This is a genomic window from Prevotella sp. E15-22, from assembly GCF_023204875.1.
GTDB lineage: Bacteria > Bacteroidota > Bacteroidia > Bacteroidales > Bacteroidaceae > Prevotella.
The window spans coordinates 2,880,883-2,903,285 of the sequence record NZ_CP096247.1; the positions used below are offsets into that span (position 1 = coordinate 2,880,883).

Consider the following 22,403-nt stretch of genomic DNA (forward strand, 5'->3'; position numbering starts at 1 on the left):
TTTTGGCGCAATATATTAACTTGAAACAAGTGCCCTGCGGCGACCAAAGAACATCGCAGAGATGCCAAACCAATCCATAACGAAGGTAATCAGCAGACTACCCGTGATACATATAACCAGCGATACCGCGAGGAACGCCATACCCGTTGCATCGAACGACAACACCTGCACCAACGGCTTACACAGGATGGTGAAGATGGGCGAGAAGAGTAGTAGCGACAGCGTGTTTCTACCAATGAACAGCAGTGGTCTGCGACAGACAAAGCTCACCACGGGATAAGTAGCCAGGGCGAAGCTGACAAAGAGATACCCCATCAGGATGCCACCAGGGGCCGACGACTGCAGGTTAGAGGGATACATGGCCAGTAAGACAAACGCCGCCAGTGCCAGCCACGACGGGCGGAACACCTGCAACACAGACAGTCCACTATGGCGAATCACCACACCTGCCAGGAAATAGAAAGCCATCGTTATCGACATCACCCCACCCCACAGCGCCATCACAGCATAGAGGATGCCCAGCAGGATAAGTCGCGAGATGGTGTTAAACGGCCACAGGCGGAAGACCGCGAAATACGTGAGTCCACAGAGTACCAGCGTGTGCAGATACCAATACGGCCCCAAGGGATGCAGCAGCAACTTATCAAAGAACACGCCTATCGTCAGGTTGTCGATATGCTCACGGATGGGCAGCAGCGAGGCCATCAGCGTATAGCCACTCTCCATCACCAGATAAGGGATGAAATAGAACATCAGCGTACGCAGATATTGCGTATCCGACTTCTCGACATTCATCAGGAAGCCAGACAGCACCAGGAACACAGGCATATGAAAGGTATAGACCACCTGCTTGGCGTAAGGATACGAATCGCCGATATAGACCAGATGAAAACTAATCATCAGGACAATCAACAGACATTTCAGATAGTCCAACTCCTCTATACGGCGGCGACCGCCTGCCTCAGCTTCTTTCATGAATACTTGCTTTTTAGTTATTTCCGTTGCAAAATTACGAAAATATTTGTAATTTTGCGCCCAACACTAAATAAAAAACAATTCCGTATGCTGTCAATCATCAAGAGATATCCCCTATCCATCCTCTGCATCGCCCTCGTCTGGTACCTGTCCATCTGGTTCATGCCACCCGAGGAACTCGAACTGCCCAGCATCAACTTCCTCGACAAATGGACCCACTTCGTGATGTATGGCGGCACGTGCTCCGTCATCTGGTTCGAGTATCTGCGCCATCATCACACCCTCGACAGAAAGAAGCTCTTTCTATGGGCGTGGCTCGCACCCGTACTGATGGGCGGTCTCATCGAAATCGTCCAAGGCACCTGCACAGCCACCCGCTCAGGCGAGTTTCTCGATTTCGTAGCCGATGCCGTGGGATGCACGCTGGCCGTAGGCGTTGGACTAACTATAAGGAAGATAAAAGATAAAAGATGAAAAAAGTGGAAGAGAGGTTAGGCCTCGTCCTTCCACATCTTATAAGGATTCTTCAAGAGGTGCGCGTTGTAATACCGCTTATCACCCGTCACCTCCTTGCCTATAAAGTCCAACTTCTCGTAAGGCTCATCAGCATCCGATAGTTCCACCTCGGCCATCACCAGTCCCTCGTTGTCGCCATAGAACTCATCCACCTCGAAGGTATGCTTTCCACTGGCCACCAAGAACCGCGTTTTGTCGATAAACCCACCAGCACAAAGCTTGAAGAGTTCCTCAGCCTCTTCCATCGATATCTCCTTCTCAAACTCATAGCGCCCTAAGCCGCCGTCATACGAAGGCCCTTTGATGGTGAGAAAAGCCTGATCGTCGCGCGTACGAACACGTACGGTGCGACCTTTCTCACTACAGATATAACCCTGCTTAATGCGAAAACTCTTGTGTGCGCGGCTCTTATAGTCGTTGCCGCGCACCAAGAATTTGCGTTCAATCTCCATGCCACTCATAGCTTAAGCATATTTAAAGATGCTATAAGCACAGAAAGCAATGGCCAACACGACGAGGACACCAAAGATCCAGTTAACAATCTTACGACCCTCCTGCTCCTGCTTCTTAGCATAAGCCTCACGCTTTTGATTTACTTTCTTGTTTGACATAATGAAAAAATATTTATGGTTAGTTATCAGTCTTCGTCCGAAACGGGGAACTCCATCAGATAGGCCTTGATAAAGCCATCCAGTTTACCGTTCATCACGCTGTCCACGTCGCGTGTCTCGAAGTTGGTGCGATGGTCTTTCACACGCTTATCGTCGAACACATACGAACGGATCTGCGAACCCCACTCAATCTTCTTCTTACCAGCCTCAATCTTGGCCTGAGCCTCCAGACGCTTCTTCATGGCGCGGTCGTACAGTTGCGAGCGCAGCAATGCCATGGCACGCTCCTTGTTCTTGGGCTGGTCGCGCGTCTCCGTATTCTCAATCAGGATTTCCTCCTCCTCACCCGTGTCAGGGTCGGTATACCAGTAGCGCAGGCGTACACCCGACTCCACTTTGTTCACATTCTGACCACCGGCACCGCTTGAACGGAAGGTATCCCACGACAACTTAGCAGGATCCACATACACCTCGATAGTATCGTCGACCAGGGGCGACACAAAGACAGAAGCAAAGGATGTCATGCGCTTACCCTGAGCATTATAGGGCGACACGCGCACCAGACGGTGCACACCGTTCTCGCTCTTCAGGAAGCCATAGGCAAACTCGCCGCCTTCAATCTGCATGGTCACACTCTTGATGCCAGCCTCATCGCCATCCAGCAAACTACTGATGGTCACCTTATAGCCGTGAGCCTCAGCCCAGCGCATATACATACGCATCAGCATCTGTGCCCAGTCCTGAGCCTCCGTACCGCCAGCACCCGAGTTGATCTTGAGTACGCAGTCCATAGGGTCCTCTTTCTGGCGCAGCATGTTCATCAGCTCCAGCTCCTCGATGGCGTCGATGGCCTTCTGGTAGTCCTCGTCCACCTCTTCCTCGGTCACCATCTCGTCTTTATAAAAATCAAAGGCCAGTTGCAGTTCGTCGGCCTTGGTACGCACGTCGTTATAGCCATCAATCCATTTCTTGATGCCCTTCACCTTCTTCATCTGCTCCTCGGCACGCTTGGGATCTTCCCAGAAGTCGGGAGCCTGTGTACGGAGGTCTTCCTCCTCCCATTCTATCTGTTTCTGATCTATCTTCAGATAATGAAACAGCTTCTCTGCTCTGTCTAATACGTCTTTTAACTGATCTTGTGTTATCATAGTCTATTCTTGGTACATCTTATCTATTTCCGCCTTGTAGTTCTCGTTGAGCACGCGGCGCTTGATTTTCAGGGTGTTGGTCAACTCGCCACGCTCCATCGAGAAGGCGTGGGGCAACAGGGTGAAGCGCTTCACCTGCTCGTAGTGGGCCAACTGCTGTTGCAAGGTGTCGATACGCTCAGTGAGCATGCGGACGATACGCTTGTCATTACACAGATCCTCACGACTGTTGTAAGCGATGTCGTGCGTACGCGCATATTCTTCCAGCAACTTATACACGGGCACGATGAGTGCCGACACGAACTTACGCTGGTCGGCAATGATGGCAATCTGGTCGATATACTTATCCACCAGAAGCTTCGACTCAATCATCTGTGGCGCGATATACTTACCGTTCGAGGTCTTGAACAAGTCCTTGATACGCTCCTTCAGGAACAACTCGCCGTCCTTGATATAGCCAGAGTCGCCAGTACGGAAGAACCCATCCTCCGTAAACGACTGACGTGTGATGTCGTCACGGTTATAGTAGCCACGCGTGATGGTGGGACCCTTCAGCAGAATCTCGCCCTCACTGCTAATCTTAATCTTGATGCCCTGGATAGGATGACCCACAGAACCCAGTTGGAAAGGCTTGCCAAGATGGTCACACGACACGGTAGCCAGACTCTCAGTCAGACCGTAGCCCACCACCATGTTGATGCCAATGGCATGAACAAACTCCTCCACGTGGGCCGATACGGTGGCACCAGCCGTGGGGAAGAAGTGGGCATTCTCCAGTCCCAGTTCCTTGCGCACCAGCGAGAACACCGTCTTGTTCAGTAACTCATATTCCAGGTGCAGGCCCAATGGCGGCTGCTTACCAGCTGCCAGGTAGTCGATATTATGCTTACGACCCACCTCGAAGGCATGTCTGAACAGCTTGCGCTGCACGGCACCGCTGGTCTCAATCTTCTCCTGCACACCCTGATACACCTTCTCCCAGAAGCGAGGCACACTACTCATACACGTAGGATGCTGTTCGCGCATCGACTTCTGTACCTCCTGCGGATAGGTGTTCACAATGAGGCGGGCACCCACACTGATACACAGCAAGGCCCAGCCGCGCTCGAAGATATGCGTAAAGGGCAGGAAGTTCATCACACGGTCGTTCTCGTCAACGGGCACATCCTTATGGTTGGCCTCTATGGCCGCATGGAACTGTCCCATGCTCAGGATCACACCCTTCGAGTCGCCCGTCGTGCCACTGGTATAGAGGATATTAGCGATATCTTTCATTGTGGCCTCCTCTTGGCGCTTGGCCACCTCAGCCTGTCGCGTCAGTCCCTCGCCCATCTTCAGGAAGTCGGCAAACGACATCACTGTTGCGTCGTCTTCGGGCAGTGCCACAGCAGGATCGAACACGATAATTCGCTCCAGCGAACGACAAGTGGGAAACACACGGCGCGCTTTCTCATACTGCTCTTTTTCGCCCACGAAGAGGAAGCGAATCTGAGCATCGTTAATCATAAACTGTATCTGTTGCTCACTGCTGGTGGCATAGAACGGAATGGTGACGGCACGAACACCCCATGCGCCGAAGTCGGTGAACAGATACTGCACCGAGTTCTGCGAGAAGATGCCCAAGTTCTCTTGGACGCCAACGCCCAATGCCAAAAGGGCGTCGGACAATTGCTTGACGACGCCAGAGAACTGATTCCACGTACACGATTTCCACTGTTGCCCCCCGAAGTTCTTGTAAATCAGTGCTTCACGGTCGCCATATTTAGCGGCCACGTCATGCACCATTCGGGAGAGATGGCTATTGATTTGCATAGTAACCCATTTTAATTGATGATGCAAAATTACTCAAAATAGGTCAGACTGCCAAATCTTTCACCAACTATTTTGTGGCAACGGCTGCTCAGTCAACGCACGTATTTCAATATGAGCCAGGCACCTACGACCTGCATCAGCAAGCCAGGCCAACCAATGATGAAGTCGGCCATGGTGGCATCAATACCACCCGTCAGCAGCAGTTCGCCAAAACCGCCAATAGCCTTGCTCACCAGCACCACGCCAATCAGCAGCATCATACTCACAGCCTTGAAATGCTGGGCTATCAGACCTGCCACCACAGCCAGCACGACCAACTTCATGGTCATCACGGGCATCACCTCCCATGCTGGCATGCCACTCACCACATGGTTCACCAATGGCGACAGCAAGGCAGCCAAGAGGCCTGTTTTCCAACCAAACTTATAGGCGCCAGCGAGAATCACCAGCGACAGGGGCGAGAAGATGACGCCGCCCTGAGGAATCAGATGAAACAGCTGAGGCAACACCAGGTTACAGGCCACGAACACGGCTGTCCACAGATAGGTCTTCACCTCGTCATAGTTCAATGCATAGAGTTTTACACTTGCTTCCATAGTTTTATGTTTTTATATTATTATGTTATTGTTTCGTTTTTTACTTTTTTACCTTTTTAGAACTTCACGTTCACGCCACCCATAAACGTGGCACGAGGCATGGGATAGCCTGCGTTAATCTCGTACTTCTGTGCCAGCAGGTTCTCGCCGCGTGCCCACAGGGTCACCATCTCGTTGACAGCATAGTTCACAGTGGCGTTCAGCAGTGAGAAGTTCTCCTTGGTCTCGTTGGCACCCACCTCGGTATAGAGGTTCTCCACACGCTGCAAGCCCAGTGTGGCTGCCCACTTGTCCTTGTGGAAGTCGACACCCACATAGGCCGATGACTCAGGCGAAGCAATCACCTTGTTTTTCATGTGCAGATAAGAGGCCGTGCACATCACGTCGAAATACTGATTCACAGGATATCTGAGGTCGGTCTCCACACCCCAGTTCTCAATCTCGCCTGTGTTGATGTTCTTGGGCGTGCCGCCAACGGTCACCGTCTGAATCATGTTGTCGCCCTTGATATAATAGGCGTTGATGCCATAGACGAAACCGTCTTCCAAGCGCTGATGCCACGACAGCTCGTAGTTCCACAAGCGCTCAGGCTCCAGCTCGTCGTTGGCCGACTTATACAGATACATCTCCTTGGGAGTGGCATTGCGGAAGCCCTTACTCACCATGGCCTTGATCTCGCTGGTGGACTCAGGACGGGCAACGACACCCACCTGAGGCACCCACTCACTGCCAGCCACAGAGTGGTGGTCGTAGCGCAGACCAGCATCAAAGGAGAGCCATGAGAGGAGTTCCTGACGGAAGTCCACATAGCCAGCCACCTCGTCGGCATGCGAGTGTGAGCTCTGCACTAGGCGCTTCTGTGTGGTAACCAACGAATCCGTCTGGCGGTCTGTGTAATAGGCACGTCCGTAGATGTGCTGATAGTCGAAACCCACGGTGGTACGGTTGCCATAGAACAGCTGGGCCGACTGATAGACCGACACGCCCGACACGGCATCCTTCGAACGGAAGAGGTCGGTCTGGGGAACGGTATTCCTAGGATCTGGATCAAAAGGATTATAGCCGTCGTTAATCTTATGGCGACCAAAGTTAGAATAAACACTCAACGCACCACTGGTACGGCCGTAATGGTTCGACAGCATGGCCGACACCTCGCCACGCGTGATATACTGGTCGTTCTCCAACTTCGGCTGACTCTCAGTACCTGGGTTCGAGGCATTCCAATGGGTGATATTACCACTTACCCTGGCACTCCACACATTGTTAATGTCATAGTCCAACTTCAGCATGCCGCCATACTGCTCGAAGCCCATGTTGGGACGATGGTTGTCCGAACGGTTATACTGGCCAGCAACGGTGGTCTTAAATCTTCCTCCAAAGGCCGTTGAGTTCGAGGCCTCGGCCTGAACGGTGCCATAGCTGCCAGCACCCACATTGACCTGGGTTGTGCTGCCACCTTCAAAGAACATAGGACGGGTGACGATGTTGATGACACCACCCATGGCGTTTGAGCCGTATATCACAGAGGCAGGGCCACGCAACACCTCCACACGACCTGCGATCAGCGTCTGGTAGCTGTCGCTGAGAGGATGACCATAGATGCCTTGGTACTGTGGATGACCATCGATGAGCACCAGCATCTGACCAGCGCCTCCTGAGACGCCACGCAGGTTGATGCCGCCAGCCGCACCTGTCGATGCGCCATAGCCCATCATGCCACGACTGGTAATGAATAGTCCAGGCACCTGCTGCATCACTGTGGGCAGGATACTCGTCTGGTGTTGTTTGGTCAAGGTCTCGCGATCAATAACGGTCACGGTCATAGGCAACTGACGCACGTCAACAGGGTTGCGCGTGCCTGTCACGACGATTTCGTTCAAGGCCCAAGTTTGCTCGGTCGTCATGCCACCTGCAATACGATGAGATGACACGGAATCATTCTGAGCCTGGCAGACTGCTGCTGCCGAGAGCATCAGAAAAAGTGAAAAGCGTTTCATTCTCCTTTAGTTTTTTATTATTGGTTCATATTCTTTGTACTGTCCCTCAGTTCCAGATTGGCCTTCACGATGATGTGTTGCACGCTGTCGTCGCCATCCAACTGGTCTTGCAGCAGGCGGAAGGCCCTAATACCTATCTCGCGCAGGTTCTGCTTGATAAACGAGAGGCGTGGATGCGACATCTCCGACACCCAGTCGGTCATGTAGGCAATAACGGCCACATCATCAGGTATGCGCAGTCCAAGACTTGTCACGGCCGAGAGCACCGAGATGGCCAACAGGCCATGCGAAGCCACGATGGCATCGGGCGGTTCTGGCAGGCGGAGCAACTCCAGCGTGTCAGTAAGACCAGAGTTATAACTGATGTGATGACACTTCACCAGCTCCGTCCTGATGGGGATATTGTGCTCACGCAGAGCCTCCAGATAGCCGTGTTTGCGGTCTATAGTCTGCTTCACCTGGTTCAGTCCACCCAAGAACGCTATGCGTCTGGCGCCACTCTCTATCAAACAGTTGGTGGCATAACGGGCCGAAGCCACATCATTAATCATCACCGACGAGATGTCAATATCGGGTGCACGGTCAAAGATCACCACAGGAATATGCAACTCTCTTAAGCGCAACAGATGCGTAAAGTCCACCGTATCCTGTGCAGGACAGATGATAATGCCTTCCACATGCATGTTTATCAACAGCTCCACGCAGTTCACCTCGTTGCCATACATATCGTTGGTATCAGTGATAATACTCATATAACCAGCATTACGGGCCTCTGCCTCGATGCGTTTCACTATCTGTGCATAATGGTTAAAAGCCACGTCGGGCACCACAATGCCGATGGTGCGTGTAGTATCGTAGCGCAGACTCACCGCAAAGGGGTTGGGCCTGTAGCCTCCCTCCTCGGCCAACTGCTCTATCTGCTTCTTCAGTTCTGGACTCACGCCGTCCAGTCCTCTGAGTGCTCTTGACACCGTACTCACGTTGATACCCAACTGTCGTGCAATGTCTCGCTGTGAAATTCGTTTCATACTAGTCTAATTTTCCGCAAATTTACAGCCTTTACTTTATATTACAACGCAACAATTCACAAACTGTTGCGCAACGGATTGCGTTTCCAGTCACTCACGTCATAGCCTCGTTTTCGATGGCATTGTTGAAGAGCAACAGGTAATTGATGGGTTTCAAGTTGTTGCGTGGGCTCAGGTTCTTGTTCAGCACCTTCTTGACCCAGGTCTTCAGCAGGTCAAACTGCTCTGGGGTCAACAGGTCGCCAATGGTCTTTCCTTCGGGCAGGAACATATTCTCTTTCTCGACGGCCAGTGCGTTAGCAATCACTTGCGTGGCACTCGTGTCCGACTCGGCATAGAGCTGTCGGCACTTTGCTTCCGCCTCAACGTATTCAGGTATACTGTCTATTTTCACAGAACTTGGCAGTGTGTGGATGGTGCCGAGTATGTATGACGGCTCTTTCAATCCATTGCCGCTGACACGGAAAAGGAACTGCGCATCGGCTGTAATAGCTGTGATGGCGAGGATGATTAATAGGATTGTTTTCTTCATTGTTGGTTGTAATCAAATGACTTTGCGGCGACAAAGATACACAATTTTTGCGACAAAACAATCACTGGAACAGGTTTTTGATGTCTCATTTGTCATGAAATCAAGTGCCTGTCCCGCTGATCTGTGCTCTTCGCAGCGAGGCTTCCAGGTTCAGACTCTTGTTTGTATATTATTTGCATAAGGTAAATATGATGTTTACGAGTGGTAAATATGGTGTTTACGAGTGGTAAATATGATAGTTACATGTGAAAAGTATCATCAATACAGATATACAGATGAAATTTAAAAACTCTACGCGTACATGCGTGCACATGTACGCGAATAACTCTTAGAAAACATCTGTATCATCTGTATCTGTATGTTTGGTCTCCTGCGCATGATGCTGCGAATTACTGTGGCAAGTGCGGTAAGCTGCTGTTTTGTCATTGTCTAAGTTTTGTTAATTTGATTTTTAATATTTTTTCGATGTGCGAAATTAATAATTATTTTTGTGAGTATCTGACATAAGTGACACACAAAGCTAAAAAATGCGAGACAAAACGTAAACAATTAAGATTTTTTAATGGTTTTCGAAGATCAAGTGGACAGGTCTTTGATTCTTCATACATCTACTCACCTCATCACCTTCTTTTTCTTACCACTCTAATCATATTTTATATCTTTATCAAATTCGCCATCCTTGTTCTTTACTGTCACCCATCTGCGATATAATTTCTTCGCACGGATTTCATCCCACGAATACTGCTTCGCATCCTGCCATTTAACTAAAAAGAAATAGCAGGTGTCGTTATCATCTGGAAATAAATAATAATAGTCCATTATGCCTGTGGAATCCGGATAAATAAAAAAATCTTTCCTAAATGAAATATAGACAATACCGTGTTCATATGTTTTCTCAATATTCTTCCATATGGAAACGTCTGCAGTATCTAGGCCGCTATTGGCAAGCATATTATAATGAGGAATTAATTGATATTCTACGCTATCAATATTATCGTAATGAGATGCACCGATAAACAGAGTATCCTCAGTGCAGTTATTGAAAACTGCTGATTTCCCCCAATCAATTATTGGTATACAAGATGGCAACATGCTAAGCACCAAAAAGACACCTAAATAAAAACCGATTTTTTTGTTACTTGCAATCATAAGAGATCATAGGGACAGAGAAATTATAGGGGCAGGTCTTTGATTCTTCATACATCTACTCACTTCATCACCTTCTTCCCATTCTGGATGTACATCCCATGCTTGGGCGAGCCCTGGACTGGGCGACCTTGAAGGTCGAAGAGCTGATAGTTGTAGATGGGAACCTTAGGAGATGTGATTCCATCTATGTCATTGATGGGAACAATATACTTAAAATCTTTCCAAGTGGCGGCTTTTTTATATGCCTCAATTAAGGATGCTGGCACATGAAGTGTCGCCTCTGGATTTGCTCTGCGAAATGCTGTGTCTTCAATATGTGGGACACTCGTTGACCTGCAATAAACATCCATTAGACTTGTGCAATAAGCAAATGCACTCTTCTCAACACTAACGATAGTAGCAGGCAAATCAACCGTAGTCAGACGAGTGTTCGAAAACGCAGACGGGCCAACTGTCTCTAAACTATCTGGCAACTTTACCGACTGCAAATTCTCACAATTTGCAAAGACAGCATTTTCAATAGTCTTAAGTCTGGAAGGTAATACAACTGAAGTCAAATCACTACATCCCCAGAAGGCTTTTTCTCCTATCTTAACCACGCCATCAGGCAGGACTATTGATGTAGGACCGACATGCGGAAAGAGTGAGAAAGCCTCTTTGGCGATTTCATTCACAACATATTCATCTCCCCAAAGATTTATGGAATAGGGAACAACGATATCACCCAATGATGCTCCATAGATTGGCTGACGCATAACAGCTGACAAGGTCGATTTCTCAAGATAATAAACCACAGAATCTACTGCCATTAAGGTTTTAAACTTTGAAGGCTGTCCACTATCTTTCCAGAAATCTTCATTTGTAAACAGACACTCTTCGCCATCGTAACAAGCAACGAATTTTATGCTGTCTTTCAAGATGCCTGTCTGAGTGTCAAGGAATCCTTTGGAACTGCCTATACCATCCACCCAACAATATAAGCTGTCTTTTTCCTTGGGAAGTGCATCATCATATTCTTTATTAACCAATAGCATCCTGGAATACGTATTTTCACCTATAGTCAATTTGTCTGTATTAACAACATAACGCGAAGTTTCACCGCATTTAAAGGTCGACAAACAACTCTCTGTAAAATAATACAATGAGATGTCTTTGGGAGTATCTGGAGTCCTCAGGAATATTGTATCCTGTCTTTCGTTTATCATTCCAATAAAACCAGAGCGCATAATCTTGTTTGTGGCATTATCTATCAATGTCATATAAATCTTAGAGCGTCTATAAGCATTCAACAGGGTGTCTCCCTTAATTGTATATGTCAGTGTTCCCTTCATTTGTCCGTTATCATAGTCATACACCCAGCGACGATTTTGTCTTAACAACTTGTTAGGTGATACCGTTGCATTGTAATCACGTGCAAGAACGGGGGTATACTGCCCATCAGCGCCTCTATGTCCATAGCTGGTAAGCAAGACGGTGTTCTTGTTCCTTGATTTTGGATTCAACCAGAATAGAAGCATCCCTTGAGAGTTCACACATCCCACACCTTCTATCAGTTCATAGCCGTTACTCAGTGTCAGGTGGCGACGTGATATACCATCCTCCGTATTCAGAACTTCGGCCTTGACGACCGTCAGCGCTGTCCCATCAGCCATCTGACAATAGACTTCTCCCTGTTTTTTCGTAAAATCATAAATAATCAGCTCACCATTAACCGTAGTCTCATACGGTAGCGAGTCACTACGAACAAACCAGCTCCAGTCTTCGCACTCTACTATCTGATTCAACAGATTCAGATACTCTTCTTTATCCACCAGAATGCGCCCACCTTCGTCACGAACGCCGACAGTAAATCTTTCTAAAGAACGACGAGGAACACTCTGTCCTCTAGCCCCATCCCAAAACACAGGAGATTCAAGACTCATTACGCCGTATGTCTTGCCATTTAACTCTTTCAAGCCTGTTATCATACACTGCTCGGAACAATAGCGTTCTTCATAAAGCCAACTTAGACCATCGCAAAGCAATTCGCCATAATATGTTTCACCATGTGCTATTATTGGCAGAAAGACCAATATTGTTAATATTCTAAGGGGTCTTAAAAACATACTCATTTTATTTTGTTCAACAATTCTCTTACCCATCTTAAAGTGATATTTTTCTTCATACATCTGCTCACCTCATCACCTTCCTTCCATTCTGGATATACACCCCATGCTTGGTCGAGCCTTGAATGGGGCGGCCTTGGAGGTCGAAGAATTGTGATGGCATGCTCTTGTTTACGGTTGGCTCTGCAACGCCTGCTTCAGTGTCATTCAGCCAGTGGAATAAGCCATCAGAGAACACCAGCACACCATTGTCTGTGCCAATATAGACGGAGTCGCCATCCACATCCACGCAATAGCAGTATCCAGTCTCCACATCCCATTCATAGCGGGTTATCACACCATGGTCGAAGCAGCAAAGGGGACCTTTGGAATATCCACCTATCATTTTATCAAGGTCACCTGGAGCTTGGGGCAGAAACCAGATTCGCCCTTGACCATCACTTTTCATGGACATGGGCACTTCCCACGACGTACCCACATCATAACTTGTATAGTTATTACCATCGTATTTCAGCAATTTGGCTCTCCACTCACTTTTTTCAGCATTAATTGAGTCATAATGATCGCTGCCAAACCACAAATTCCCTTCGTTGTCAAAGGTCATGCCTTGGACATTTCCAGAACTAAAAGGTTGGTTATCTTGACCCATCACCTCTAAAGTCCCACCCACATGATATCTCATCAAACTATTACCTGGAGCCTCCGTAGAACCAATCCAAATGTAGTCATCTTGGTCAACTACCATCTGCCAAATCTCGTTTCCCATATCAGCACTAGGAAAAGCAAACGCAAACCTCTCTCCAGAACGGCGGACAATAGAGAGACAATTGTCTCCACCAATAACGACTGTTCCATTAGAGTCGAACACGATGCTGTTAATGCCGAGTGGTAAGTTTAAAACATGTGCAGCGTATGTATCATGGTCTACATAATGTACCGTAGTGTCGGCCCTGCCATCGGTAATACTGGTCAGCACACCATCATTGCTACCCACCCAGATGGTGTCAGGCCTTATCGCCAGAGCATTCAATCCCACCCAGGCATTAGGTCGTGTCATGTCTTTTATCCGCCACTGATCTTCGAAATAGCCTGTGCTCATGTCGTAGACCGTTATCTTGCCAGTTAACTTGTTGACGACCTTAAGTCCATTAGGCCTTAACACATAAATACTGGTATCATTGTGTTCAATGCATTTCACGGAATGAACTGTTAATACAGGATAATTTCTAGCCTGCAATCCTATAAAAGTACTAGCTATCAAAAGAGCAAGTAGCAGATATTTTCTCATAAATGGTTGAAGTTTAATATCGTTGCAAATATACAATTAATTCTCATTCGTTGATCATCCATGACAAGTCTTTTAAACTAAATTAACGAATAATCTTAACAATAGCGCCTCTGAGATTTAAAAATTCTGAGCCAAAAATTTTTTCTGTGCGTACAGGCGAAATATGAGAGAGTTTGTAAATCACTGAAAATGAGAGACTTACGAAATTGGCTCGAAAAGTGTAAAGATTTAGAAAGCGTTCGAATATTCGTTTAGGTTGCATCGTAAAACAGCCTCCGTTGCATGGTGAAATCGATAGGGGTCCTCCGAAAGGTCGTTTTTGACCCATTTTTGCGTTCTAGTTTGCATTTTTTCAGAACCCTGTTTTTTTGCAGTATTTCTTTACAATGCACAATGAACAATGTACAATGTACAATGAACAAACGATGTGACGTTTGTTTCTCCCAAGGATACAGTTTGTTTCTATAATGGAAACACTTTATTTCGATAATGGATACAAAGTGTTTCCATAGGAGAAACAAAGTGTTTCCAACGTTGAAACAATTCGGAAACATTTTGTTTCCAATATTGAGAAATGACGGAAACAAAAAAGCTCCGAATCGCATGGCGACTCGGAGCTTGGTATAATGAACCCAAAAGGGCCTTAAAATCAGCTTCCTAAGGGGATTAGAACTTATAGTCGATGCCCAGACCAATGACGTGGTTGGTGCGCGAATAGACCTCCTTGGCCGACCAGGACGTGGCCTGATAGTTGGCCTGCTCCTTGGTGTAGTCGCTATAGATAGTGCAGAAATAGCCGGCGTTGAGGCGTACCTTCTCGCTGATGTTCCAGGCGCCACCCAGACCAAACGACCAGCTGTCGCAGGCAAACGAGGTGTTGCTCTGATAGTCGTCGTCCAGTCCGTAGTCGGTACGCTGGCCACCACACGAGATGGTGAACTTATCGTTGATGTCGTACTCAACGCCCAGCAGATACTCATCGGTGCCGTGGGTCAGGTTCTTCTGGCGGTCGCCAGCCATCTTGGCGTGCTTGTCGTCGAAGTTATGATACTCGAGGGTGGCACGCAACTGGGGCGTGAGCTCGTAGCCCAGGGCAATAGACATGAGGGCAGGCATGTCGTAGCGCGTCTTGGCGCCATCCTCATAGGGAGCCACCTTGTCGGCAAACTGCGCCAGGGCATCGGCACCCATCATCGTAGCCGATAGTTCCTTGGTGTCGTTCTCAGTATTGATCTTGGTACGGAACTCATAGCGCAGGGCAACGGTGAGTGGTCCCTCACGATAGTCGAAGCTGACGATAGGCGTGAAGCCCCAACCCTTCTGCAGGCAGTCGAGCTGCAGGTCGATGAGTTGCTGACTGCCCATTGCAGGAACAGAGCAGGAACAATGGGGGCCGACGCCCTACCAGGGTATTTCTTGTTGAAAAAGTCGGGAGCAGTAGCATCGCCCGTCAACTCAATATCGCGGTTCTGCCAGGGCTTCTGGAAGTTGAGCGACAGTTGCCAGCCCTCGTGTCCCCATGCCAAACCAGCAGGGTTACTGAACGTGGCATCGATATCAAACGAGGCTCCACGAGCCATCATACGGTCGAAAGCAATGTGATAGTTTGTGTTGGTCATCAGGCCTCCAGCCTTGATGTTGAGTGCCATGCAAAGCATAGCAACGATGAGAATAGAAATTTTCTTCATTGTATATATATGGTTTATCGGGGTGCAAAGTTACAAAAATATTCGCATAAAGACGTGGTTTTGATGATAAAAATGCGGAAATAGAACAATATTTTGTATGTATAAAGAAAAGACATACATATATATACAGTAATGGCCATCCACCTTCCCAGGCAGATGGCCAAACGAAAAATGCTATGATATTCTATATCCTTTTGTGTTGGATTAGACTTTGCAAAGTTACACCATATTATATATAATGAATGGTCTGACACACTAAAAAACAGACGCAAAGCGTTGCGCATTCAGGATTTTTTTGTATATTTGCGCCCGATAAAACAAAAACTATAAATAACAATCCATTGAAGTATGAAACACGTTTTTCATTTAATGACAGCGGCATTGCTGCTACTTGCGAGTGGCACACAGGCACAGACCGCAAGGGAATTTACCCTGAACCTGACCCAAGACGGCAAGGCACAGATGGTGTGCTTCCTGCCACAGACACCCAACGGAAAAGCCATTATGGGTATTCCTGGCGGTGGCTACTCTATGTTATCGAACACCCATGAGGGAACGCTGGCCCACGAATGGCTGAACAAGCAGGGCATTGCCTATTTCGTGGTGAACTACCGACTGCCCAATGGCGACCGCAGCATACCCATGAGCGATGTGGAGAAAGGTATCCGCATTGTGCGCGACTCGGCCCAGACCTGGGGCATCAACCCCGATAAGGTGGGCATCATGGGCTTCTCGGCCGGCGGCCACCTGGCATCGGTCATCTCGACACACTCGCCCAAGGAGGTGCGCCCTAACTTCTCAATTCTGTTCTATCCCGTTATCTCGATGGACGAGAACGTGAGTCATAAGTGGTCGTGCAAGAACTTCCTGGGCGAAGAGGGACAGAAAGATGCTGCCCTGGTGCACGACTTCTCGACACAGAACGCTGTGAAGAAAGGCGAGACGCCCCCTGCCATCATCATCATGTCGACCGACGACAACCTGGTGCCGCCAGTGACCAACGGTCTGGAATACTATAAGGCCATGAAGGAGGCAGGCAACGAGTGCGCCATGATGATCTATCCCAACGGCGGCCACGGCTATGGCTTCGGCCCTTGGTTCAAATACCACGACGAGATGCTGGCCACGCTTGGCAAATGGCTGAACGCACGATAAACAAAAAGAAATCCTGAAAAGCAAAACGCCTTTCAGGATTTCTTTTTATGAATGTATCGTTTAGAGGTGCCACTCGTCCTGCCAACGAACAACGGGCTTGCCGTTCTCAAACTCGATGGGCAGCCAGATGTAACGGGCATCAATGGGATGACGCGGACGCCAGATGTCGGCCATAAAGATGTGACGACCATCGTCGAGTGTGAGCACATAGGTGCTCTGGCCGTCGAAGGTCTTGTCGGCCTTCGGACCACGACAGGGGTTAGGATGCTGCTTCCAGGGTCCCCAGATGCTGGGAGCCGAGAACATGCGAGCCTCGTTGGGAGCCCAGCCTGTGCAGCCTGAGGTGATCATCCAATAGGTGCCATTGTGCTTGAAGATGGCAGGGGCCTCATTCTGTCCGCCAGGAGCCACACGGGTGTAGCGGCCTGTATGGTGCAGATAGTCGTCGGTGAGCTCGGCAATATGCAGCGTGAGGTTCTCTTCCGACGAGAAGATATGATAGGCCTTGCCATCATCGTCGATATAGAGGGTCATATCGCGCGACATCTGACCAGTGGCGAAGTCGCGCTTCAGGATAAGTCCTTGGTCAACGGCCTTGCGCCAGGTGGGTGTCCACCACTCCTTGAAGTTGTTCTCGTTCAGGGTGTCGGCAGTGGCAATGTCGTTCTTATTGAACTCCACAGGCCAGGTGCCTGCATCGGCACGCTGAGAATAGAGGAACTTATAGGGGCCTTCAGGACGGTCGGCCACAGCCACACCATAGCGGGCAGCATCGTAGCCACGGCCCTTCATCTCGAGATGGAACCACATGCAGAACTTCTTCGTTACAGGATTATAGATCACCTTGGGGCGCTCCAGGATACAGCCACGCTCAATGTCGTGACCACGCTCGTTGCTCACGCTGAGTGCCACGCCACAGTTGCGCCAGTTGACCAGATCCTTCGAGGCATAGCACATCACACCCACCAGGGCATCGCTGGTGCGCTCGCTCTTGTGCTCGCCAAACCAATAGTAGGTGTCGCCATATTTCATCACGCCACCACCATGGGCGTTGATGTGGCGACCCGTATCGTCGCGCCACAGCTCGCCAGAGCGAATGGTCTTCTGCTTTTTGCGTGCCTGCTGGTCGTTCCAATACTGCTCCAGGCGCTTGGCCTCGGCCTTGGTGATGTGGATAACAGAGCCGTGCTTGGGCGATACGAAGTTGGTCATCTTCATCTTTCCCTCGCCAAAGCGGCCCAGAGGCTTGAAGGTCTTGAAGTCGGAGGTCTCGACAAAACCGAAGTTATTGGGACGGATGGTATAGATGTCGTACATCACCACCCATTTCTTCTCGCCTATGCGCTTCCATACGTTGGGTGCCTCGCAGCCAGTGCGCTCTGTGTCAATCTGCTCGGCATGGTAATCGTCGAAGTGGTTGATACGGTCGCTGATCATATACTTGATGCCGCCAGGGTTCTCCTGCGACACGTAGGTCATGAAATAGCGGCCATCGGGCATGGGGCAGATATCAGCATCGAGCACTTGGATAGAGGTATCAGGATACTCAAAGAGCAGTTGTGGCTCAGTCTCGAGCGTAGTAAAATCCTCGTTGGCATAGCTATAGTAGAGCTTGGTGCGGCCACCTGCCTTCTGACGGATGGTGAAATAAACCATCGGTTTGCCCACGGCAGGGTCCCAAATGGTTTGAGGAGCCCAGGCACAAGCCACCTCACCAAACTTCTCAGGGAAGAGTTTATCGATGCGGGCCACATGGTGTGTCCAGTGGATAAGGTCGTCTGAAGCCATCAACACCAAGCCGCGGTTGTTGCCCCAGCCAAACTCGTCGGGGCGCTCCCACTGGGTGGTGCGGATGCCCTTCTGCTTGCCAAAGATATGGAGGTCGGTCATGGCAATATAGAACTTGCCATTGGGCGCACGATAGATATGCGGATCGCGGATGCCATGCTGCTCGGCGATAGAGTCGCCTGAGATGATGGGCTCAGCGTTGTTGACGGCCGTAAAGGTATAGCCATCGTAGCTGATGGCCATGAACAAGCCGTGGGTGGGGTCACTAAAGTAGGTGAAGAGATAGGCGCCCATATCCTTCTCGGTGAGCGCACGCTTGGGTTTCGCCGCTGCCGACAGGGTCATGAGTGCGACAAGAATCAATAAAAGTGTTCGTTTCATTTGAATAGTTATAGTTTAATAATCAGTTTATCGCCACTGAGGTCCACCTCAAAGAGATGGGGAATACGCACCGTACGACCACGGTCGTCCTTGGAATGGTGGTGAACAGACATCATCCACTGGCCATCGAAACGCTGAAAGAGCATGGAATGGCCATAGCCTGGAGGGGTGATTGGCTCTGGTTCCTGAACCCAAGGACCATCGAGAGTGCCACTCTCTGAATAGGCCACGCCCTGGGTATAGACGTCGAAGACCCATGAGGTCCAAAGCATACCCAAGCGACCAGTGCCTGTACGGAAGAGGTAAGGCCCATCGGTCACCTTGTTCCAGGTAATCTCGCCCTTGTCGTTCTTCTCGCGACTCCATGGTGAGTCGCTGGCACGGAAGAGCACCTTTGGTTCGCCAATGGTGCCACTGAGGTCGGGCTTAAGCTCTATCTTTTCCATCGTGCCATTCCAGTTCTGCAGCCACTCGCCACAGAAAACCATATAGGGTTTGCCGTCCTTATCCTTCCAATAGGTGCCATCGAGTGTAGGACGATTGGCTGGCAGATAGGTGGCATCGCCAAAGGCACGATAGGGTCCCATGGGACTATCAGCACGGAGCACCTGCGAGGCACGGCGCTCAATGGCATTGCCGCGAACGGTGTCGATGATGACAGCCTGATTGGTGAACGTGGCGAAATAATAATACCAGCCATCGCCCGTCTGGTGCAGCTCGGCCGCCCATATCATGGGGCGCGCTCCCATCCACGAGTCGGCCTCGAACTCTGTCACACGCATGGGGCCTTCCCACAGTTTCAAGTCGGCCGAGCGCCACATCATGCCGCCCGTGCCTGTCATATAATACATCTTCGTTTTCTGGTCGGCCAGAATAGCTGGGTCACTCAGTCGTATAGAGTCCAGCGGCACATTCTTCCTCACACGCATGCCACGCTGGGCAGAGACAGTTGTCAGGCCAATGGCCATAAGACAGCCCATCACGAAAAGGATTCTTCTCATTGTTTTTACAGTTTTGCATTAATCTTTAACAGAGCGCTGTCGGCACTCGACGAGCCTACCATCAACTGATACTGGCCTGGCACAAAGCGCATGGTGTTGGTCTGAGCATCCCAGCTCTCCAACTGCTTTTTGGGCAGGGTGATGGTAACGGTGCGCGTCTGGCCTGCCTTCAGACTCACCTGCTGATAGCCGCAGAGGGTCTTCATCGGACCTTCCTTATCGGCTGTACGACGGAAATAGACCTGGGCAGTCTCTGTGCCGTCCACCCTGCCAGTGTTCTTCAACGTGAAAGTGAGAGCAACGGCATCGCCCTTCACCTTGACAATGGGTTTCGAGAACGCGAACGTGGTGTAGCTCAAGCCATGGCCGAAGGGGAACAGGGGCTCGCCAGTGAAATAGCGATAGGTGCGATTCTTCATCGTGTAGTCGAGGAAGTCGGGCAGGTCGTCGGTACTCTTATAGAACGTCACAGGCAACTTACCACTGGGGTTATAGCGGCCCGTCAGGACATCGGCCAAGGCCGTGCCACCCTGTTCGCCACCATACCACCACTGAAGGATGGCATCACAGGTTTCAAGTTCGGGCACCATGGCCATGGCACCACCAGAGCAGTTGACAAAGACCACCTTCTTGCCTGCCTCGTGAAGCCAGCGCAGCACATCGCGCTGTGCCTGTGGCAGTTCGATACTGGTACGGTCGCCACCACGGAAACCTGCTTCGCTGACGCGCATCTCTTCGCCCTCCAGACGGGGCGAGATGCCACCAATGAAGATGATGGTCTGGGCATCGCCCACCTGGGCCAGCAACTGCTGGGGCGTGGGGGCAGCCTTATGCTGGATGTCGAAGTTGAGGGCACCATAGCCCGACTCCTGCACATAGTCAATCTGTATGCGATAGTGCTGGCCGGCCTTCACCTGCAGTTCCTTCTGACCGTTCTGGATGCGCTGGCGGGCCTGCCACATGTTCACGAGTGTGTCGCCATTGACCAGCAAACGTATCTTATCGTCGCCACCAACAGTGAAGATGAGGGTCTCATCGCGAGTGGGAATGAGGGTGCCGTCAAGGCGTGCCGAGAAGTTTTCGAGGTTGACACCAGGCGCAAAGACGGTGTTACCACCATTGCTCAACTTGACGGGCTCAGTGAGGGTGACGGTGGCAGCGGGGGTGCCTGTCATCTCTGTATTATTATAATAGGTGGCCTGCATGCCCTGGTTGCCCAGAGGGGCCTTGATCTCGCCAAAGCGACTCTCAATGCTTTCGTTACGAGTCAAGCCGCAGCCCAGCACATAAGGCACATTGCCCAGCTGTTGGCGGATGCCCTCGAGGGCAGTGACGGTCTTAGTGGGATAGCCTGAGTAGTTGCCCCACTGCATCACTGAGTCGTTGGCATTAGGTCCCATGACAAGGATTGAGGAAGGGGATACGGGTTGAGAACCTATAGGCAACACACCGTTGTTCTTCAGCAACACGATGCTCTTGCGTCCCATGTCGAGGGCCAGTTGCTTATGCGCTTTCGAAGCCACCACACTGGCAGGAATCTTGGTCCACGACACGAGGGCATCATCGTCGAAGTCGCCCAACTCGAAGCGGGCGATGAGCAGGCGACGCAACGAGCGGTCGAGGTCGGCCTCCTTGATATCGCCACGGCTGACAGCCTCGGGCAGGTTTCTGTATTCAGAGCCACACTCCACATCGGTGCCAGCCAGCACGGCCTGGGCAGAGGCCTCAGGACTGTCCTTGGCAGTGTTGTGCCAACGGGGCAGGAAGTCGCGAATAGCACCACAGTCGCTGGTGATGAGTCCCTTGAAGCCCCACTCCTCGCGAAGTATCTGCTGCTCGTAGCGGGTTTGACTGCAACAGGGCTGACCGTCAATGCGCTGGTAGGCGCACATCACCTCGGCCACCTCGCCTTCCTGCACCAGTGACTTAAAGGCGGGCAGATAGGTCTCCCACAGGTCGCGCTCGGGCAGGTCCTCCACATTGAACGTATGGCGGTTCCACTCTGGTCCGCTATGCACGGCGAAGTGCTTGGCACAGGCCAACAGTTTTTTATAGGGATGAGGGGCCAGGGGAGATGGATCGGAGATTTGCTTGCCATCGTAGGTATAGCCCTGCAGGCCACGTACCACGGCCAGTCCCATCTTCGACGTAAGGAACGGGTCCTCACCATAGGTCTCCTGGCCACGGCCCCAGCGTGGGTCACGGAAGATGTTGATGTTAGGGGTCCAGAACGACAGACTCTGATAGCGACGGATGTTGCCTGACTGCTTGGCCTGCTGTGCCTTTACACGGGCCTCATCGCTGACAGCCGTGAAGGCACGATGCAGAAGGGCATCGTCCCACGAGGCTGCCATAGCCATGGTGATGGGGAATACGGTGGCATAGCCATTGCGACCCACACCATGCAGGGCCTCGTTCCACCATTGGAACTGCGGCACGTTAAGACGGTCGATGGCAGGCGACACGTCCATCATTAGCTTCACTTTCTCGTCTAATGTCAATCGGCCCAACAGGTCGTCGGCACGCTGCTCGGCACTGAGTTTAGGGTTCTGATACGGCAAGGCTGCTGTCTGGGCCGACAGGGGCAGCACGAAGAGTGCAGCCAAGGTCGATAAAAGGAAAGGTCTTTTCAT

19 protein-coding genes are annotated in these 22,403 nt (G+C 50.4%); 2 read left to right on the plus strand and 17 right to left on the minus strand.

Annotated features, from left to right (window positions below; translation table 11 throughout):
* Nucleotides 1-15: 15 nt before the first annotated feature.
* On the minus strand, nucleotides 16-975 hold the full coding sequence (locus M1D30_RS11935) for an acyltransferase family protein (RefSeq protein WP_248504264.1): 960 nt from the start codon (nucleotides 973-975) through the stop codon (nucleotides 16-18).
* Between the two features lie 87 nt (nucleotides 976-1,062).
* On the opposite strand from M1D30_RS11935, the gene M1D30_RS11940 reads away from it, so the two are divergent.
* Complete coding sequence (locus M1D30_RS11940; RefSeq protein ID WP_248504266.1) at nucleotides 1,063-1,449, plus strand: VanZ family protein; 387 nt, start codon at nucleotides 1,063-1,065, stop codon at nucleotides 1,447-1,449.
* Between the two features lie 17 nt (nucleotides 1,450-1,466).
* Here M1D30_RS11940 and M1D30_RS11945 read toward each other — a convergent pair whose 3' ends face one another.
* The 13 genes from M1D30_RS11945 to M1D30_RS12005 all read right to left on the minus strand — a co-directional run bounded on the left by M1D30_RS11945 (nucleotide 1,467) and on the right by M1D30_RS12005 (nucleotide 15,445).
* Nucleotides 1,467-1,952, minus strand: coding sequence for a CYTH domain-containing protein (locus M1D30_RS11945; protein WP_248504268.1), 486 nt, complete (start codon nucleotides 1,950-1,952; stop codon nucleotides 1,467-1,469).
* Between the two features lie 3 nt (nucleotides 1,953-1,955).
* Nucleotides 1,956-2,102, minus strand: a complete 147-nt coding sequence (locus M1D30_RS11950; RefSeq protein WP_248504270.1) for a hypothetical protein — start codon at nucleotides 2,100-2,102, stop codon at nucleotides 1,956-1,958.
* Nucleotides 2,103-2,128: 26 nt separating this feature from the next.
* A complete protein-coding gene (gene prfB, locus M1D30_RS11955) occupies nucleotides 2,129-3,250 on the minus strand; it encodes a peptide chain release factor 2 (protein ID WP_248504272.1) in 1,122 nt (373 codons plus the stop codon).
* A 3-nt stretch (nucleotides 3,251-3,253) separates the two neighbouring features.
* Nucleotides 3,254-5,062, minus strand: a complete 1,809-nt coding sequence (locus M1D30_RS11960) for a long-chain fatty acid--CoA ligase (protein ID WP_248504274.1) — start codon at nucleotides 5,060-5,062, stop codon at nucleotides 3,254-3,256.
* Nucleotides 5,063-5,154: 92 nt separating this feature from the next.
* Complete coding sequence (locus tag M1D30_RS11965) at nucleotides 5,155-5,658, minus strand: ECF transporter S component (RefSeq protein ID WP_248504275.1); 504 nt, start codon at nucleotides 5,656-5,658, stop codon at nucleotides 5,155-5,157.
* 56 nt (nucleotides 5,659-5,714) lie between these two features.
* The gene (locus M1D30_RS11970) at nucleotides 5,715-7,655 is read right to left on the minus strand and encodes a TonB-dependent receptor (protein ID WP_248504276.1); all 1,941 of its coding nucleotides are present in this window, start codon (nucleotides 7,653-7,655) and stop codon (nucleotides 5,715-5,717) included.
* A gap of 17 nt (nucleotides 7,656-7,672) precedes the next feature.
* Nucleotides 7,673-8,683, minus strand: a complete 1,011-nt coding sequence (locus M1D30_RS11975; RefSeq protein WP_248504277.1) for a LacI family DNA-binding transcriptional regulator — start codon at nucleotides 8,681-8,683, stop codon at nucleotides 7,673-7,675.
* Between the two features lie 94 nt (nucleotides 8,684-8,777).
* Nucleotides 8,778-9,215 carry a TraB/GumN family protein gene (locus tag M1D30_RS11980; protein WP_248504278.1) on the minus strand — a complete coding sequence of 146 codons (438 nt, stop codon included), beginning with the start codon at nucleotides 9,213-9,215 and terminating at the stop codon, nucleotides 8,778-8,780.
* 642 nt (nucleotides 9,216-9,857) lie between these two features.
* The gene (locus tag M1D30_RS11985) at nucleotides 9,858-10,364 is read right to left on the minus strand and encodes a hypothetical protein (RefSeq protein ID WP_248504279.1); all 507 of its coding nucleotides are present in this window, start codon (nucleotides 10,362-10,364) and stop codon (nucleotides 9,858-9,860) included.
* A gap of 59 nt (nucleotides 10,365-10,423) precedes the next feature.
* Entirely contained in the window at nucleotides 10,424-12,532 is a 2,109-nt protein-coding gene (locus M1D30_RS11990) for a leucine-rich repeat domain-containing protein (protein WP_248504280.1), read from the minus strand.
* A 4-nt stretch (nucleotides 12,533-12,536) separates the two neighbouring features.
* Nucleotides 12,537-13,667 (minus strand): two-component regulator propeller domain-containing protein, encoded by a 1,131-nt coding sequence (locus M1D30_RS11995; RefSeq protein WP_248504281.1) that lies wholly within the window; start codon nucleotides 13,665-13,667, stop codon nucleotides 12,537-12,539.
* A 756-nt stretch (nucleotides 13,668-14,423) separates the two neighbouring features.
* Complete coding sequence (locus M1D30_RS12000; RefSeq protein WP_371874191.1) at nucleotides 14,424-15,056, minus strand: porin; 633 nt, start codon at nucleotides 15,054-15,056, stop codon at nucleotides 14,424-14,426.
* Nucleotides 14,948-15,445: a hypothetical protein gene (locus tag M1D30_RS12005; protein ID WP_248504295.1), complete on the minus strand. Its 498-nt coding sequence runs from the start codon at nucleotides 15,443-15,445 to the stop codon at nucleotides 14,948-14,950. Before M1D30_RS12005 ends, M1D30_RS12000 begins: the two co-directional genes overlap by 109 nt.
* Nucleotides 15,446-15,793: 348 nt before the next feature.
* Between M1D30_RS12005 and M1D30_RS12010 the strand changes: the two genes are divergently transcribed.
* Nucleotides 15,794-16,600 (plus strand): alpha/beta hydrolase, encoded by an 807-nt coding sequence (locus tag M1D30_RS12010; RefSeq protein WP_248504297.1) that lies wholly within the window; start codon nucleotides 15,794-15,796, stop codon nucleotides 16,598-16,600.
* Nucleotides 16,601-16,660: 60 nt separating this feature from the next.
* Here the strand turns inward: M1D30_RS12010 and M1D30_RS12015 are convergent, their stop codons facing one another.
* From M1D30_RS12015 to M1D30_RS12025, 3 genes are all read right to left on the minus strand, one after another.
* Entirely contained in the window at nucleotides 16,661-17,746 is a 1,086-nt protein-coding gene (locus tag M1D30_RS12015) for a glycoside hydrolase family 43 protein (protein ID WP_248507842.1), read from the minus strand.
* A gap of 1,031 nt (nucleotides 17,747-18,777) precedes the next feature.
* The gene (locus M1D30_RS12020) at nucleotides 18,778-19,770 is read right to left on the minus strand and encodes a glycoside hydrolase family 43 protein (protein WP_371874093.1); all 993 of its coding nucleotides are present in this window, start codon (nucleotides 19,768-19,770) and stop codon (nucleotides 18,778-18,780) included.
* A 5-nt stretch (nucleotides 19,771-19,775) separates the two neighbouring features.
* Nucleotides 19,776-22,403: a glycoside hydrolase family 3 C-terminal domain-containing protein gene (locus M1D30_RS12025; protein ID WP_248504299.1), complete on the minus strand. Its 2,628-nt coding sequence runs from the start codon at nucleotides 22,401-22,403 to the stop codon at nucleotides 19,776-19,778.

Coding starts and splice junctions, on each gene's coding strand:
- M1D30_RS11935 (WP_248504264.1), bottom strand. CDS start 975: ATGAAAGAAGCTGAGGCAGGCGGTCGCCGCCGTATAGAGGAGTTGGAC.
- M1D30_RS11940 (WP_248504266.1), top strand. CDS start 1,063: ATGCTGTCAATCATCAAGAGATATCCCCTATCCATCCTCTGCATCGCC.
- M1D30_RS11945 (WP_248504268.1), bottom strand. CDS start 1,952: ATGAGTGGCATGGAGATTGAACGCAAATTCTTGGTGCGCGGCAACGAC.
- M1D30_RS11950 (WP_248504270.1), bottom strand. CDS start 2,102: ATGTCAAACAAGAAAGTAAATCAAAAGCGTGAGGCTTATGCTAAGAAG.
- prfB (WP_248504272.1), bottom strand. CDS start 3,250: ATGATAACACAAGATCAGTTAAAAGACGTATTAGACAGAGCAGAGAAG.
- M1D30_RS11960 (WP_248504274.1), bottom strand. CDS start 5,062: ATGCAAATCAATAGCCATCTCTCCCGAATGGTGCATGACGTGGCCGCT.
- M1D30_RS11965 (WP_248504275.1), bottom strand. CDS start 5,658: ATGGAAGCAAGTGTAAAACTCTATGCATTGAACTATGACGAGGTGAAG.
- M1D30_RS11970 (WP_248504276.1), bottom strand. CDS start 7,655: ATGAAACGCTTTTCACTTTTTCTGATGCTCTCGGCAGCAGCAGTCTGC.
- M1D30_RS11975 (WP_248504277.1), bottom strand. CDS start 8,683: ATGAAACGAATTTCACAGCGAGACATTGCACGACAGTTGGGTATCAAC.
- M1D30_RS11980 (WP_248504278.1), bottom strand. CDS start 9,215: ATGAAGAAAACAATCCTATTAATCATCCTCGCCATCACAGCTATTACA.
- M1D30_RS11985 (WP_248504279.1), bottom strand. CDS start 10,364: ATGATTGCAAGTAACAAAAAAATCGGTTTTTATTTAGGTGTCTTTTTG.
- M1D30_RS11990 (WP_248504280.1), bottom strand. CDS start 12,532: ATGTATGAAGAAAAATATCACTTTAAGATGGGTAAGAGAATTGTTGAA.
- M1D30_RS12005 (WP_248504295.1), bottom strand. CDS start 15,445: ATGAAGAAAATTTCTATTCTCATCGTTGCTATGCTTTGCATGGCACTC.
- M1D30_RS12010 (WP_248504297.1), top strand. CDS start 15,794: ATGAAACACGTTTTTCATTTAATGACAGCGGCATTGCTGCTACTTGCG.
- M1D30_RS12020 (WP_371874093.1), bottom strand. CDS start 19,770: ATGAGAAGAATCCTTTTCGTGATGGGCTGTCTTATGGCCATTGGCCTG.
- M1D30_RS12025 (WP_248504299.1), bottom strand. CDS start 22,403: ATGAAAAGACCTTTCCTTTTATCGACCTTGGCTGCACTCTTCGTGCTG.